The following is a 15,272-nucleotide window of genomic DNA, read 5'->3' as shown; positions in this document are numbered from 1 at the left end:
CTTGAAGTCCGTACAAAAGTTCAAGCCCGTACGCCCTCACCCTACCCCTCTCCCCCAGGAGAGGGAACAGATCGAGTTGGAATCCCCACCAGAATTTCCTTATCATTGCCCTTCCCTTCTAAGGCATGCGAGTAACCCGTGCACGAAATCCTGAATATGCTGCTGGCGGTGTTTGACCGGGCGGCGTTGATGCTTATTTGTCTGTTCTTTCTGATCCGCATCCGCCTCTTCCGTGAACTGCTGCATAAAAACGCCCACACGCCGAAAGAGCTTCTCGCCGTTACCGCCATTTTTTCGATGCTTGCGCTGTTCAGCACCTGGTCGGGCGTGCATGTGGAAGGCTCGCTGGTCAACGTGCGCATAATCGCCGTGATGGCCGGCGGCATATTGTTCGGCCCGTGGGTGGGCATTATCACCGGCGTGATTGCCGGAACGCACCGCTACCTGATTGATATCGGCGGTATTACCGCCGTTCCCTGTCTGATAACCAGTATCATCGCCGGGTTTATCTCCGGCGGCATCAACCGCAAAGTCCCCAAAGCACAGCACTGGAAGGCGGGTATTATCGCGGGCATGCTGTGCGAAACGATGACCATGATTCTGGTCGTGCTGTGGGCGCCGTCCATCGCGCTGGGCTGGGATATCGTGTCCAAAATCGGCATCCCGATGATTCTTGGCACGGTCTCCATCGGCTTTATCGTCCTGCTGGTACAAAGCGTTGAAGGCGAAAAAGAGGCCAGCGCGGCGCGTCAGGCCAAGCTTGCACTGGATATCGCCAATAAAACCCTGCCGCTGTTTCGCAACGTCAACAGCGAGTCGCTGCGCCAGGTCTGCAAGATTATTCGCGATGATATCAACGCCGACGCGGTGGCGATGACCGACACCGAAAAGGTGCTGGCCTATGTGGGGCTTGGGGAAAACAACTATCACGAAAACGATCAGGCCTTCGCCCCGCGCACCCGGCAGGCGCTTAAAGAGGGGAAAATCATCATTCGTAATGATGACGAGGCCTGGCGCACCCCGGAAATCCACTCCATCATGATCATCCCGCTGTGGGAGAAAGGCGTGGTGACCGGCACGCTGAAAATCTACTACCGCCACGCGCACCAGATTACCTCCACGCTTCAGGAAATGGCGGTTGGGCTTTCACAAATTATTTCGACCCAGCTCGAAGTTTCACGCGCCGAGCAGCTGCGCGAGATGGCGAATAAAGCCGAGCTTCGCGCGCTGCAAAGCAAGATTAACCCCCACTTCCTGTTTAACGCGCTGAACGCCATTTCGTCGTCGATTCGTATGAATCCGGACACCGCCCGACAGCTCATCTTTAATCTGTCGCGCTACCTGCGCTACAACATCGAGCTGAACGACGACGAGCAGATCGACATCAAAAAAGAGCTGTATCAGATCAAGGATTACATCGCCATCGAGCAGGCGCGCTTCGGCGACAAGCTCACGGTGATTTACAACATTGATGAAGACGTGAACTGCACTATTCCGAGCCTGCTTATCCAGCCGCTGGTGGAAAACGCTATTGTGCACGGCATCCAGCCGTGCAAAGGCAAGGGCGTGGTCACCATCAGCGTTGAGGAGAGCGGGAATCGCGTGCGCATCGCGGTGCGGGATACCGGCAACGGCATCGACCCGCAGGTTATTGAACGCGTCGAATCCAACGAAATGCCGGGCAACAAAATCGGCCTGCTTAACGTGCACCATCGCGTGAAGCTGCTGTACGGCGAAGGCCTGCACATTCGTCGCCTGGAGCCGGGAACCGAGATTGCGTTCTACGTGCCCCACGCCGTGAAGGCCGTGCCGCATGGACTGTTGCCGCCTGAAGGAGAAAAAGCATGAAGGTGATTATTGTAGAAGACGAGGTGCTGGCCCAGCAGGAGCTGAACTGGCTGATTAAAGAGCATTCCCAGATGGAGATTGTGGCGACCTTCGACGACGGCATGGACGTGCTGAAGTACCTGCAGCATCACGAGGTGGACGCGATTTTTCTCGATATCAACATTCCGTCGCTCGACGGCGTGCTGCTGGCGCAGAACATCAGTAAATTCGCCCATAAGCCGTTTATCGTATTTATCACCGCATGGAAAGAGCACGCGGTGGAGGCGTTTGAGCTGGAAGCGTTCGACTACATTTTGAAGCCCTACCAGGAATCGCGCATTATCGGCATGCTGCAAAAGCTGGAGGCGGCGTACCAGCAGCAGACCGCGCCCCACGCGGCGAGCCAAACCGGCCGCGAGAACGTCACCATTAACCTCGTGAAAGACGAACGCATCATCGTGACGGATATCAACGATATCTATTACGCAGAGGCGCACGAGAAAATGACCTTTGTCTACACGCGTCGCGAAGCCTACGTGATGCCGATGAACATTACCGAGTTTTGCAGCCGCCTGCCGGAAAGCCATTTCTTCCGCTGCCACCGCTCGTACTGCGTGAACCTGAGCAAGATCCGCGAGATCGAACCCTGGTTTAACAACACCTATATTTTACGCCTGCGGGATTTGGATTTTCAGGTGCCGGTCAGCCGGAGCAAGGTGAAAGAGTTTCGCCAGCTGATGCGCCTGTAGGAAGGAAATGGGCGCAGGAAACTGCGCCCGAATGGCTTACAGAATTTGCCCCAGCGTCTGACGCAGATGCGCGCCCGCGCCCAGCAGGCCCGGCTGATCGTGAACGATCAGGTAGACCGGGATATCTTTCACGTACTCTTTGAAGCGCCCTTTGTCCTCGAAACCGCCGCGGAAGCCGGAGGATTTGAAGAACTCCAGGAAGCGCGGCACGATGCCACCGGCAATGTATACGCCGCCAAACGTGCCGAGCGTCAGCGCCAGGTTGCCGCCAAAGCGGCCCAGGATCACGCAGAATAGCGAAAGCGCGCGGCGGCAGTCGGTGCAGCTATCTTCCAGCGCGCGTTCGGTGATGTCTTTTGGCTTATAGCGTTCCGGCTCGCGCCCGTCGGATTTCACTATTGCGCGGTAGAGATTAACCAGGCCCGGGCCCGACAGCACGCGCTCCGCAGACACGTGGCCAATTTCAGCGCGCAGCTCTTCAAGGATAATGCCCTCTTCTTCGCTGTTTGGCGCGAAATCGACGTGGCCGCCTTCGCCCGGGAGGCTAACCCAGCGCTTATCGACGTGCACCAGATGCGCAACGCCAAGGCCGGTGCCCGCGCCGTATACCGCCACCGGTTTGCCTTCCACCGGCTCGCCGCCGCCGAATTTGATCAGGTGCTCGTCTTTGATCATCGGGATTGCCATAGACACGGCGGTAAAGTCGTTAATAATTTCCAGATGCTCGAAGCCGAGGTTCTTTTTCATCTCGGCGATGGAAAATTCCCAGGTGTGGTTGGTCATCGCCACCCAGTCGCCGGTAATCGGACAGGCAATGGCAATACAGCCGTCCGTTACGGTCGCGTCATGCTCCTTGAGATAATGCACCACAACCGCTTCCAGGCTAGGGAAATCAAGACCTGAATAGGTTTTTGCCTGGGTGATTTCACCATTTTCAACGTTACACAGTGCCAGACGCGCGTTGGTGCCGCCAACATCTCCCACCAAAGCATATTTTGTCATTCTTCAACTGCTCCGCTAAAGTCAGAATAAGTTCTGGCCACACTGTAAAATTAGCCAGCCAAAACAACAATGCCCCTCTCATAAATGCCCGGGAATTATAGACCTTCGTCACAGATTGGCTTGACCGTTTCAGCCTCTTTTGCAGCAAGGGTTAGCGGATTCTCTGGCAGACTAGAGGAAGTGGCAAGACGTGCGCACTACATTTCAGAATAAGGAACTCCCATGCTCCATCCGCGAGCCAGAAATATGCTGGTGCTTTCGCTGCCAGCGCTTATCATCGGCGTCTTCTCTAGCCTGATACTCATTGTGGTAATGAAAGTCGCAGCCGTGCTGCAAACATGGCTATGGGTGAACCTGCCCGGGCGATTTGGCATGGACATGGATTCCCCCGTCTGGATACTGCTGATGCTGACGCTTACCGGCATCGCCGTAGGCCTGGTGATTCGCTATATTCCCGGCCACGGCGGGCCCGACCCGGCGACGGAGCCGCTGGTTGGCGCGCCCGTCCCCGTTATGGCGCTGCCGGGCCTGATTCTGGCACTGGTTATCGGCCTTGCGGGCGGCGTCAGCCTCGGCCCCGAGCACCCAATTATGGCGGTGAATATAGCGCTCGCGGTTGCCATAGGCGCGCGGCTCTTCCCGCGCGTGGGGGCGCTGGACTGGACGATTCTTGCCGCCGCAGGCACCATCGGCGCGCTGTTTGGCACGCCCGTTGCCGCAGCGCTGATTTTCTCGCAGACCATGAGCGGCAATAACGACGTGCCGGTGTGGGACAGGCTGTTTGCCCCGCTGATGGCGGCCGCCGCGGGCGCGATGACCACAGACCTGTTCTTCCATCCGGATTTCTCGCTGCCCGTCACGGCTTACCCGGAACTGCGCTTTATAGACATTTTTAGCGGGGCGGTCGTTACGGCTATCGCCATCGCGCTCGGCATGGTGGCGGTGTGGTGTTTACCTCATGCCCACCGCCTGATGCACAGGCTAAAGCACCCGGTTTTGATTCTCGGTGCGGGCGGGTTCCTGCTGGGTGTTCTTGGCGTTCTGGGCGGGGAAGTGACGCTGTTTAAAGGCCTGGATGAGATGCGCCAGCTGGCGCTGTCGCAGCAGTACACGGTTGCCGCGCTGCTGATGTTTGCGGTGGTGAAACTCGCGGCGCTGGTTGTTGCTTCCGCAAGCGGCTTTCGCGGCGGGCGCATCTTCCCGGTGGTGTTCGTGGGCGTTGCGCTGGGCATGATGCTTCACCAGCACGTTGAGGCCGTTCCGGCGGCCATCACGCTTTCCTGCGCGATCCTCGGTCTGGTGCTGGTGGTGACGCGCGACGGCTGGCTGAGCCTGTTTATGGCTATGGCGGTGGTGCCGGACCTCAAGCTGCTGCCGCTGCTGTGTATTGTGATGCTACCGGCCTGGCTGCTGCTAGCAGGCAAGCCGGTTATGATGGTGGATAAAACCCGCCGCTAGCCTTCACCCGAATTGCGCCGGGCGAGTGAGGACGTCACCGCCTGGAGCAGTTCGGGGATGTCCTGCTTCGGCAGGACGACTTCTATCAGCGTCAGCCGTTCCGCGTTTGCCGCCTTCTTCATCACCGCTTCCAGCTGCACCCTTTCCGTTACCCGCCAGCACTGCGCCTGGCAATTCAGATGCAGCGCCTGCGGCAGCTGCGTCCAGTCCCACGGCGCGATGTCGTTATAGCGCTGTTCCGCGCCGTGAATCGCCCTTTCCACCGTGTAACCATCGTTATTGAGCAGGAAGATAATCGGCTTCTGTCCGTCGCGCTGCATGCTTCCCAGCTCCTGAACGGTCAGCTGCGCGGAACCGTCGCCGATCAGCAGCACCACGCGACGGTTTGGGCAGGCCGTTTGCGCGCCAAACGCGGCGGGCAGCGTATAGCCAATCGATCCCCACAGCGGCTGAGCGATAAAAGTGGTTCCCGCAGGCAGCGTGAGGGTTGCCGCCCCGAAAGCCGCGGTTCCCTGGTCGGCTAAAACGATATCACCGGGCTGGAGGAAGTTTTGTACCGCCAGCCAGAGCGCGTGCTGATCGAGCGTTCCGCTTTCGCAGTCCGGCAGCGCGGGTGGTTTTTGCCGGGTGGTCGGCCAGTGGGACGCCTGGCGTTTGCAAAGCTGATGCAGCATCTCAACGGCCTGCGCCATCGGCAGCCCGCTAAACCAACGCTCGCCGATGCGCGTCGCGTTTGGCTGCACGTCAATCGTCTGCTGCGCGCTGAGCTTTTGCGTGAAGCCCGCGGTGATAGTATCGGTAAACCTCACGCCAACGCAGACCACCAGCTCCGCGCCTTCAAGGGTCGATTTTATGCCCTCTTCGCTCGCCGCGCCGCTGTAGGTGCCGATAAAACCCTGCTGGCCCTCGTCGAACAGCCCTTTGCCCATCAGCAGCGTGGCATGAGGCAACGGCGTGTCGTCAATCCACTGCTGGAGCGCCTTTTGCTGGCCGTAGCGCAGCGCCAGGAAATCGGCCAGCAGCGCAACGCTGCGGCTTTCGGCAAGCTTCGCCTGGGCGGCCTTGCGGAAGGATTCCACTACGGCAGACTCGCCATGAGGCGTACGGATCTCTAAAGGATGCGCGGGCTTCGTGGCGGGGGCCTCCGCGACGTCGCTTGGTAACAGAAGGTAGCCGGGGCGATGCCGGGCTAAGGATTCACGCAGCACGCGGTCAATTTCGTAGCAGGCGTTTTCGGGGGTAAGAGCGGCCTGGGCCACCGTCACCTCTTTAGCCATTCGCGAAAAGTGCTGGAAGTCACCGTCGCCCAACGTGTGGTGAAGCAACTCCCCACGCTGCTGGGCGGCAAGGCTTGGGGAGCCGACGATATGAATAACGGGCAGATATTCCGCGTAGCTTCCCGCAACGCCGTTAACGGCGCTAAGCTCCCCGACACCAAAAGTAGTCAGCAAGGCCGCAGCCCCTTTGCAGCGCGCGTAACCATCCGCGGCGTAGGCGGCGTTGAGTTCGTTTGCGCACCCTACCCATGCAAGAGTCGGGTGTTCAATAACATGGTCCAGAAACTGGAGGTTGTAATCTCCCGGCACGCCAAACAGGTGTGCCACTCCACATTCGTTCAGGCGGTCCAGAAGATAGTCCGCGACACAGTAACGCATAGCATTTTCCTTCCCGGAGGGTTTGCTGTGAGTATTGGATATCTGTGATCGCTGTCGAGGATATATAGACAAAATGGCGTGGAAAGAGGAATTTACAGCCAAACGGGGTGTAGTCTGATGGCCATCCTTCTCGTGTAAACGTATACACTAAATTGAGTATTCACTGACAAGGGCACCAACATGGTTTATCAGGCACAACCTTCACGCTATGAATCAATGGAATACCGCCGCTGCGGGCGCAGCGGGCTGAAGCTCCCCGCTATTTCGCTCGGGCTGTGGCATAACTTTGGCGATACCACCCTTTTAGATAACAGCCGCCAGCTGCTGCGCCGGGCATTCGACGTGGGCATTACCCATTTTGACCTCGCTAACAACTACGGGCCGCCTCCGGGTTCTGCGGAAGAGAATTTTGGTCGCATTCTGCGTGAAGATTTTTTGCCATACCGCGATGAGCTGATTATCTCCTCCAAGGCTGGCTATACCATGTGGGACGGGCCTTACGGCGACTGGGGGTCGCGGAAATATCTCATCTCAAGCCTCGATCAAAGCCTGAAACGTATGGGGCTTGAGTACGTTGACATCTTCTACCATCACCGTCCGGATCCGGAAACGCCGCTTGAAGAAACCATGCGCGCGCTGGACCACGTGGTTCGCCAGGGCAAAGCGCTGTACGTTGGGCTCTCAAACTATCCTGCAGAGCTTGCGCGCCAGGCGATTGATATTCTGAACGATCTCGGCACGCCGTGCCTGATCCACCAGCCGAAATATTCGATGTTCGAACGGTGGGTCGAGGACGGCCTGCTGGACGTGCTGAAGCAAAAAGGCGTTGGCAGCATTGCCTTCTCGCCGCTGGCGGGCGGGCAGCTTACGGACCGCTATCTTAACGGCATTCCTGCGGATTCCCGTGCCGCAAGCGGCAGCCGGTTCCTCAACCCCGACCAGCTGACCGAAGAGAAATTAGCGAAGGTTCGCAAGCTTAATGCTATTGCCGAACGCCGCGGTCAGAAGCTGTCGCAGATGGCGTTGGCCTGGGTTCTTCGCGGCGATAAAGTGACATCGGTGCTTATCGGCGCCAGCAAAATCAGCCAGATAGATGACGCGGTCGGCATGCTGGCAAATCGCCATTTCAGCGAAGCAGAACAGGCTGAAATCGAAGCTATTCTGGTGTAAACGCTTACCCTGGCTGGCGACAAAACCAGCCAGATTTGCAAAAAGTGCTATCAGCGCTGAATTAAGAGTTAGCCGATGAAACACTTAGTTACCAGACCTTAATATTGCGTTAACAGGCCGCCGTGCGGCTACGCGTGTTAAGGAGAGAGTATGTTCAGGTCACTGATTCTTGCGGTTGCGTTACTGGCATCGGTGCCGCCGCTGGTCGCGAATGCGGGCGAAATCACCCTGCTGCCGTCGGTGAAGTTAAACATTGGCGATCAGGACTATCGCGGTAACTATTGGGACGGGCGCGACTGGCGCGACCGTGACTACTGGCATCGTAACTATGAATGGCGCGATCGCGGCTGGCATCGCCATCGCGGTTGGGATCGTGGCTGGGACCGCGGCCGCAGCAGCTATGAGAAAGGCTACCGTGCAGGCTGGAATGACCGGGACGACCACCGCGGACGCGGTCGTGGCCATGGTCATGGGCACGGCGGGCATCATCATTAAATATTAGCTAAGCCGCAGCGCCATTCGTTGGTAACAATGTCGGATGGCGCTGCATTTTCCCGCCTACAAAATCATCCAACCTACATATCCGACCTTCAGCGTCATCAAACCTACAGCCCCAGCGCGGTGCCGATTATCAGCCACAGGTTCAACGCAACAACCACCGCCACAATCGCCCAGCCGAGCTGTTTTACCAGCCTGGTGTTCACCAGCTCACCCATCAGCTTTTTATCGCTGGTAAAGATCAGCAGCGGCACCAGCGCCAGCGCGATACCGAAGCTGAGCAGCACCTGGCTCATTACCAGAATGCGCGTCGGGTCTAGCCCCATCAGAATGACAATAAACGACGGTGCCATGGTAATCGCGCGGCGAACCCACAGCGGTATATAAAAACGCACGAAGCCCTGCATCACCACCTGCCCGGCAAGCGTCCCGACAACGGTTGATGACAGCCCTGCGGCGACCAGGCTCAGGCCGAAGATGGTTGCGGCGGCGTGGCTCAGCAGCGGCTCAAGGGTCAGGTAAGCCTGATCCAGATCCGCAATGCCGGTATGCCCTGAGAAGTGGAACGCGGCCGCCGCCGTTGCCATCATCGCCAGGTTTACAAATCCCGCGATGGTCATCGCAATCGCCACGTCCCATTTCGTTGCGGAATAACGCTCGGCGCGGTTGCCGTCGTGCATGTGCTGAGTCAAAGACGAATGCAGGTAGATAACGTGCGGCATAATCGTTGCGCCAAGCACGCCAGCCGCCAGGAACACGGCCTCGCTGGTCGGCAGGCTTGGGATCAGCATCCCTTTACCCAGCGCGACAAAATTCGGCTGCGAGAAGATAAGCTCCACGATGTAGGCCGCCGCGACGAACAGCAAAAGCCCGCCGATGACTTTTTCCAGCGGCTTTTGCCCGCGCCGCTGCAGCATCAGAATCAGGAAGGTAGCAATCCCGGTGAGCACCGCCCCCTGCAGCAGGGAGACGCCCAGAATCAGCTTAAAGCCGATGGCCGCACCGATGAACTCGGCAAGGTCGGTCGCCATGGCGATGATTTCGGCCTGTATCCAGTAGAGCCAGACGACCGGGCGCGGATAGTGGTCGCGAATCTGCTCGGCGAGGTTTTTGCCCGTCGCGATGCCAAGCTTGGCGGAAAGCACCTGAATCATCATCGCCATCAGGTTTGCCCACACCACCACCCACAGCAGCTTGTAGCCGAAGCTGGCCCCGGCCTGAATGTTGGTGGCGAAGTTACCCGGATCGATGTAGCCGATGGCGGCGATAAACGCCGGGCCCATCAGCGCCAGTCGCAGCTTGCGAGCAGTTCTGCCACTGCTATTGTCAACACGACTGTTGGTCATCGTTTACCTCTGAGATATAGCCTTTGCTATGTTTCATGCTATCAAAATGAGAATGATTATCAAGATCATTTAAAAAGCTTGTCTGGATTTCTCTGATAGTCAAAAACGATGGCAGGGAGGCGGGTTCTTACCGGCACGTTAAAAACACGCGTAATAAAAACCGGATATGTTATGAATTGTGTGCACTGACGCAACTTTTAGCTTCTTTACTTAACATAGCAGAAATGTATGGTGGATCACTAATTTTGCTATCCGTCACATGTCATTACTATAGTGTGCGATTGCTCTCGTTTTCTTATTGCTTGTTTCATAGAATGTGCAACGAAATTAAACCTGCCTCATATTTGGAGCAAATATGTCCCGCGTTCTGCACTTTGTTTTAGCGCTTGCAGTGGTTGCGCTGCTTGCTTTGCTGGTTAGTCCTAACCGCAAGCAAATTCGTATTCGCTTTGTGATTCAATTATTAGTGATTGAAGTTTTGCTTGCCTGGTTCTTCCTGAACTCTGAGATTGGCCTTGGCTTCGTGCGCGGCTTCTCTGAAATGTTCGAAAAACTGCTGGCATTCGCTAATGAAGGGACAAACTTTGTATTCGGCAAGATGAATGACGAAGGACTCGCCTTCTTCTTCCTGAAAGTTCTCTGCCCAATCGTCTTTATCTCTGCTCTGATCGGTATTTTGCAGCATATCCGCATCCTGCCGATTGTTATCCGCGCCATCGGTACCGTGCTGTCGAAGGTCAACGGTATGGGTAAACTCGAATCCTTTAACGCCGTAAGCTCGCTGATTCTGGGACAGTCAGAAAACTTTATCGCCTATAAGGATATTCTGGGCAAGATGTCACGCAACCGCATGTACACCATGTCGGCTACCGCGATGTCTACCGTGTCGATGTCGATCGTGGGCGCGTACATGACGATGCTCGATCCGAAGTATGTTGTCGCCGCGCTGGTTCTGAACATGTTCAGCACCTTTATCGTGCTGTCGCTGATTAACCCGTACCGCGTGGATGAGAGCGAAGAAAACCTGCAAATGTCCAATTTGCACGAAGGTCAAAGCTTCTTTGAAATGCTCGGCGAGTACATTCTGGCAGGCTTCAAGGTGGCGATTATCGTTGCCGCAATGCTGATTGGCTTCATCGCGCTGATTGCCGCACTGAACGCGCTGTTCGGGGCCGTATTCGGCATCACCTTCCAGGGCATCCTGGGCTACATCTTCTACCCGATCGCCTGGGTGATGGGCGTACCGGCGAGTGAAGCGCTGCAGGTTGGCAGCATCATGGCGACCAAGCTGGTGTCGAACGAATTCGTGGCAATGATGGACCTGCAAAAGCTGGCGGGCGTCATGTCCCCACGCGCAGAAGGCATCCTGTCCGTGTTCCTGGTCTCCTTCGCTAACTTCTCTTCTATCGGGATTATCGCCGGTGCGATTAAAGGCCTGAACGAAGAGCAGGGTAACGTGGTTTCTCGCTTCGGCCTGAAGCTGGTTTACGGCTCAACGCTTGTGAGCATCCTGTCCGCGTCGATTGCAGCGCTGTTCCTGTAATCTGACCGCATCTGCTGCAAACGAGAACCGGGGCTTTTGCCCCGGTTTTTTTATCCCTACTCTTCTTCTTCCCCGTCCGCACAAACCTGATTCCGCCCGCGCTGCTTTGCCCGGTAAAGCCTGAAATCCGCCAGCGACTGCACCTGCTCAAGCGAATATTGCGGATGCTCGCTGTGTGCAGCAACGCCGAGCGAGGCGGTAATAGCCAGACTTGTGCCGTTGTTGAGCATCAGCGGCGAGTACTCAAGATGCTTTTTGATGCGCGTCGCCACGGCAACGCCCGCGTCCAGGTGCGTGTCCGGCAGATAAACGCAGAACTCTTCACCGCCAAGGCGGCCTAGCACGTCTTTGCTGCGAATCGCCTGCTGTATGCGCTGCGTGGCGTGGGCCAGCACGCTATCCCCGGCCTGATGGCCGAAGCGGTCGTTCACCCGCTTGAAATAGTCGAGATCTATCTGCACCAGCGTGAAGTCCTTGTGGCGCGGGTTAAGCTGCGCCGTTTTTTCAAAAAATCCCCGCCGGTTCAAAGCCCCGGTCAGATCGTCATGCCAGGCGTGCCAGTGCATTTCGCGCTGCAATGACCCCATATTGCGCACCAGGCGGCAGATTACGCGGTGCGAGGCCCACAGCAGCAGCACAAAGATTATCCACATCACCACCAGCAGCGCGCTGAAGCGGCCAAAGTCTTCGTGCAGGCCCTGGCGCAGCGTCTGCATGCTGATCAGCACGCTTTGCGTGCCTTTGATCGAACCAAAGGTGACGTAGGTCTGCCCAAAACGCAGCGTTCCGCGAGTGCCTGTCTCCAGTTTGTCGGCGATGAGCTTCAGCTGCGCTGCCGAAAGCGTAACGTTATTCAGCGCGCCGGCCGCAGACGTTAAGGGATTTAGCCGATCGTCATAAAGCTGATAGGCGCTTTGCGTGTTGTCAGGCAGCGACGCGCCGAGCAGCGTTTTCACGCTTTCATCGGTGATGGCCATGCCCAGCAGGCCAATCCATTCACCGCGAAAATCAACCGGCACCGCGCCGTTAATCAGCGTGTCGTGGGTCTGGTCAATGTTTTGACGCGCCCAGAAGGCGTGGCGCTTGGGGTTAAGCAGCGGGGAGGCAAGGATAAAACTCCCCTCTTTGCGGCGCGGATTGTAGCTGCGAACCAGCAGCGAGTTGATGTCCGGAGAGAGTGAGGCGATGAACTCCCCCTCGCGCGAGATGTAATAGATGCTGGCGGGCATGTCGCTGGACTCGCTGGCTAGCGGGAAAAGCTCCTGAATTTTGCCCAGCGCGTGCAGCTCCTGTTTTATCTGCGCTTCGTCATCATGCCTGCTGGCATTGTTGAGCACGATGCTGTCCGGCAAAGGCAGCTCGTTAATCCACAGGGACGTATTGCCATGCTCGCCAAAAATCTGCGCAGGGTTTTTTACGCCGCCGGGAAACAGCGGGTCGTCCATCGCCTCAACAAAGATACGCTGCAGATAACGCAGGTTGTCGATTTTGTATTTGGCACGGCTTTCAAGACGCGCAATAACGCTTTCGAGATGGCTTAGCTGGCTGGTGCGATAGCCGTGGTTGAACAGCTCACCCTGCTGCCAGAATAGAAAGGTCGTGAGCAGAAAAACGAAGATGAAACATAAATGGATAACACGAAGCGTTTTTTCCATAGGTAAACGAAAGTGATTCGCTAACGACATGCGACCTATCCTTTTATGTTTAGCGCCTGCTTGCGGCTACAGGCCCGATTGCGACCCGTACAGCGGTTCAGGTTTACCCAGCAAATACCCTTGCAAATACTGTACGCCCAAATCAAAGAGTAGGTTTCGCTGTTCTTCGGTTTCGACAAACTCCGCCACCACCGCAAGCTGCCGGGCGTTGGCCAGATCGCAAATCGATTTAACAATTAAAGCATCTAAGGAACCAGAGGTAATGCCCTTAATGAAACAGCCGTCAATTTTGATGATATCGGCCTGCAGGCGTTTCAGGCGCTCATAGTTAGCATAGCCTGTGCCAAAGTCATCAATGGCGATTTTGAAACCGTTTTCGCGCAGTAACATGATGTTCTGGATGGATGTTTCAGAATTTGAGAACGCCTGCTCCTCGGTGACTTCGATGATTACCGCGCCCGGCGGAACCCGATTGTCGGCAAACAGCGTCACGATTTCCTGCGCCAGGTCTTTTTGCATCAGCGTTAACGGCATCAGGTTGATGGAAAACAGCGGTTTATCCTCCACGACCCGCTGTTCATGGAGGAAAGCCACCAGCTTTGCCATGACCAACATGTCGAAGCGAACGCTCAGGTTAAACTCCGCGATGATGGGGATGAATTTGTCCGGCGTGAGCATTTCCCCGTTGAAGAACAGGCGCGATAGGATCTCGCTATACCCTTCGCCATGCTTGTTGACGATGGGCTGGGCGTAGAGCTGCAGCGCCGCGTCATCATTCAGGGCGAGCTTCACCTTTTGCAGTAGCAGCACGCGTTCGGTGGTCTGGTCGGATACCGCTTCAATCCGGGTATTAAGGCTCAATACGTGTTGGGCAGAGGACGCCTGCTCCGCAAGGTAGCTTAGCTGCCCAAGCGTGCGATGCAGTTCGCTGACGTCGCCGTCCGTTACGCTGTATGACGCGCCGAATTCGATTTCGAGCAGGCTGTTATGCCAGCGAATTTTTTTGCTGTTGAGCAAGTCGACGAGGTGATTCAGCCGCGCCCCGGTTTCGCTGCCGCGCAGAAACAGCAGCAGCTCGCAGCCCGGCAGTTGGAACACCTGCTCCCCTTCCCCAAGCCACGGCTTTAACAGCTGCGTGATTTCGCGCTTGCAGTGAATGCGCATCATCATGCCGTAGTGGCGGCTTAGAAACTCAAGATTGGACATCCTCAGGCAGCAGAGTGAACCCGCAGGAAAACGCTTAGTGTGCTGTTCCAGGGCGCGCAGGTTCGGCAGCCGCGTCAGGGGATCGGTCATCGCCTGCAAACGATAGACGCGCTTCATCCATTCGTTTTTATGGAAAATCATCGTCATGTAAAGCAGGCAGACGGTGAACGAAATAAACACCGAAAGAATAAACGACAGGGCAAACTTGGTATTTACGCCCTGTAAAAAACCGTGGTTGTAGGTCAGCAGCAGCCACGCCGACGCGCCCCACAGCAGGGCGATTAGCCGCGGGCCAATGTGGCGAATTCCAAAGGTGAACAGCACGAAGATGACCGGGACCAGATAACCGGCAATCAGCGTCGCTTTATAGGACGAGCACAGCAGAATCAGCAAGCCTGCCCACGTGCAGCCCCACGCCAGCGTATAAAAGCGCCGTGAGGTGGAAAGGTAATCAAGAACGCAGCGACGCCAGAACGCCCGCGCGAAATGCGGGTTGAGGATCATGCGCAGCGGATAGTAGAACAGCATGGTGAAAATGAGCGACGCGGCAATCAGATTCTGCACGTCTATCACCAGGTATAATAATGAGCTATCGCCAAAATACGGCGCCATTTCTGGCGGATAACTAATATATCTCCCCGCGATATACATCAGCAGCTTAACCCCAAGTGGCGTGAAAAATCCGAACCACAAGATTCTTACGCCCATTCCTTTATTTGGGATGCCGGAACGCCAGCGCGGGCCAAGATTATATCTCGTGAGTATAGATGCTAATAATACGGGAAAAATCAGGCAGGAGATAAAGATGGCCAATGGAATAGCCGGTAACTTCAGCGCGAACGAAAAGGTAATAAAAGTACCAATCATTATCGGTAAAACCGCCGCGCGACCAAATATTAATACCAATGAAATCAGCAGACTAAGCGGAAGATAAGCGAGGTAAACTTTACTGCCGTCCACTATGGTGGTTGGGGAAATATAGCGTGCAAGCGGCATAAACAATAAACATAGCACCGATGCAATAATAGATTTCCTGATCATTTTGTGAAAACTCATTAGCATAGGTGTTAATTTATCGTGTTTAAATTAGTGCATTATTTGGCCAACAAGAATACGTATATCTATCCTTTAAATCAAGCTCGCTTATTTTTTATAAGAATTAA

The 15,272-nt window shown here is 56.0% G+C and carries 11 protein-coding genes; 6 read left to right on the top strand and 5 right to left on the bottom strand.

Annotated elements, in window-relative coordinates; all coding sequences use genetic code 11:
• Positions 1-138 precede the first annotated feature (138 nt).
• Together ACSPHG_RS06325 and ACSPHG_RS06320 are read left to right on the top strand one after the other, a co-directional pair.
• Complete coding sequence (locus ACSPHG_RS06325) at positions 139-1,848, top strand: LytS/YhcK type 5TM receptor domain-containing protein (protein WP_435952647.1); 1,710 nt, start codon at positions 139-141, stop codon at positions 1,846-1,848.
• Positions 1,845-2,576 (top strand): LytR/AlgR family response regulator transcription factor, encoded by a 732-nt coding sequence (locus tag ACSPHG_RS06320; RefSeq protein ID WP_435952646.1) that lies wholly within the window; start codon positions 1,845-1,847, stop codon positions 2,574-2,576. The genes ACSPHG_RS06325 and ACSPHG_RS06320 overlap by 4 nt, the downstream gene beginning before the upstream one ends.
• 36 nt (positions 2,577-2,612) lie before the next feature.
• Here ACSPHG_RS06320 and glk read toward each other — a convergent pair whose 3' ends face one another.
• Entirely contained in the window at positions 2,613-3,578 is a 966-nt protein-coding gene (gene glk / locus ACSPHG_RS06315; protein ID WP_435952645.1) for a glucokinase, read from the bottom strand.
• Between the two features lie 222 nt (positions 3,579-3,800).
• On the opposite strand from glk, the gene ACSPHG_RS06310 reads away from it, so the two are divergent.
• Complete coding sequence (locus ACSPHG_RS06310) at positions 3,801-5,036, top strand: ion channel protein (RefSeq protein ID WP_435952644.1); 1,236 nt, start codon at positions 3,801-3,803, stop codon at positions 5,034-5,036.
• On the opposite strand, the gene ACSPHG_RS06305 is transcribed toward ACSPHG_RS06310, so the two are convergent.
• Complete coding sequence (locus ACSPHG_RS06305; RefSeq protein WP_435952643.1) at positions 5,033-6,691, bottom strand: alpha-keto acid decarboxylase family protein; 1,659 nt, start codon at positions 6,689-6,691, stop codon at positions 5,033-5,035. The genes ACSPHG_RS06310 and ACSPHG_RS06305 overlap by 4 nt on opposite strands.
• Before the next feature lie 180 nt (positions 6,692-6,871).
• On the opposite strand from ACSPHG_RS06305, the gene mgrA reads away from it, so the two are divergent.
• Complete coding sequence (gene mgrA, locus ACSPHG_RS06300) at positions 6,872-7,861, top strand: L-glyceraldehyde 3-phosphate reductase (RefSeq protein ID WP_435952642.1); 990 nt, start codon at positions 6,872-6,874, stop codon at positions 7,859-7,861.
• Positions 7,862-8,011: 150 nt separating this feature from the next.
• Positions 8,012-8,356: a DUF2502 domain-containing protein gene (locus tag ACSPHG_RS06295; RefSeq protein ID WP_435952641.1), complete on the top strand. Its 345-nt coding sequence runs from the start codon at positions 8,012-8,014 to the stop codon at positions 8,354-8,356.
• A gap of 110 nt (positions 8,357-8,466) precedes the next feature.
• Here ACSPHG_RS06295 and ACSPHG_RS06290 read toward each other — a convergent pair whose 3' ends face one another.
• Positions 8,467-9,705, bottom strand: a complete 1,239-nt coding sequence (locus ACSPHG_RS06290) for an Nramp family divalent metal transporter (RefSeq protein ID WP_435952640.1) — start codon at positions 9,703-9,705, stop codon at positions 8,467-8,469.
• Between the two features lie 355 nt (positions 9,706-10,060).
• On the opposite strand from ACSPHG_RS06290, the gene ACSPHG_RS06285 reads away from it, so the two are divergent.
• On the top strand, positions 10,061-11,248 hold the full coding sequence (locus ACSPHG_RS06285) for a NupC/NupG family nucleoside CNT transporter (protein WP_435952639.1): 1,188 nt from the start codon (positions 10,061-10,063) through the stop codon (positions 11,246-11,248).
• Positions 11,249-11,304: 56 nt separating this feature from the next.
• On the opposite strand, the gene ACSPHG_RS06280 is transcribed toward ACSPHG_RS06285, so the two are convergent.
• Together ACSPHG_RS06280 and ACSPHG_RS06275 are read right to left on the bottom strand one after the other, a co-directional pair.
• A complete protein-coding gene (locus ACSPHG_RS06280; RefSeq protein ID WP_435952638.1) occupies positions 11,305-12,933 on the bottom strand; it encodes a diguanylate cyclase in 1,629 nt (542 codons plus the stop codon).
• A 36-nt stretch (positions 12,934-12,969) separates the two neighbouring features.
• Positions 12,970-15,105, bottom strand: coding sequence for an EAL domain-containing protein (locus ACSPHG_RS06275; protein ID WP_435955955.1), 2,136 nt, complete (start codon positions 15,103-15,105; stop codon positions 12,970-12,972).
• Positions 15,106-15,272 lie beyond the last annotated feature (167 nt).

The organism is Dryocola baronae (assembly GCF_051297175.1).
Lineage (GTDB): Bacteria > Pseudomonadota > Gammaproteobacteria > Enterobacterales > Enterobacteriaceae > Dryocola.
This window is presented reverse-complemented; position numbering and strand designations above follow the sequence as displayed.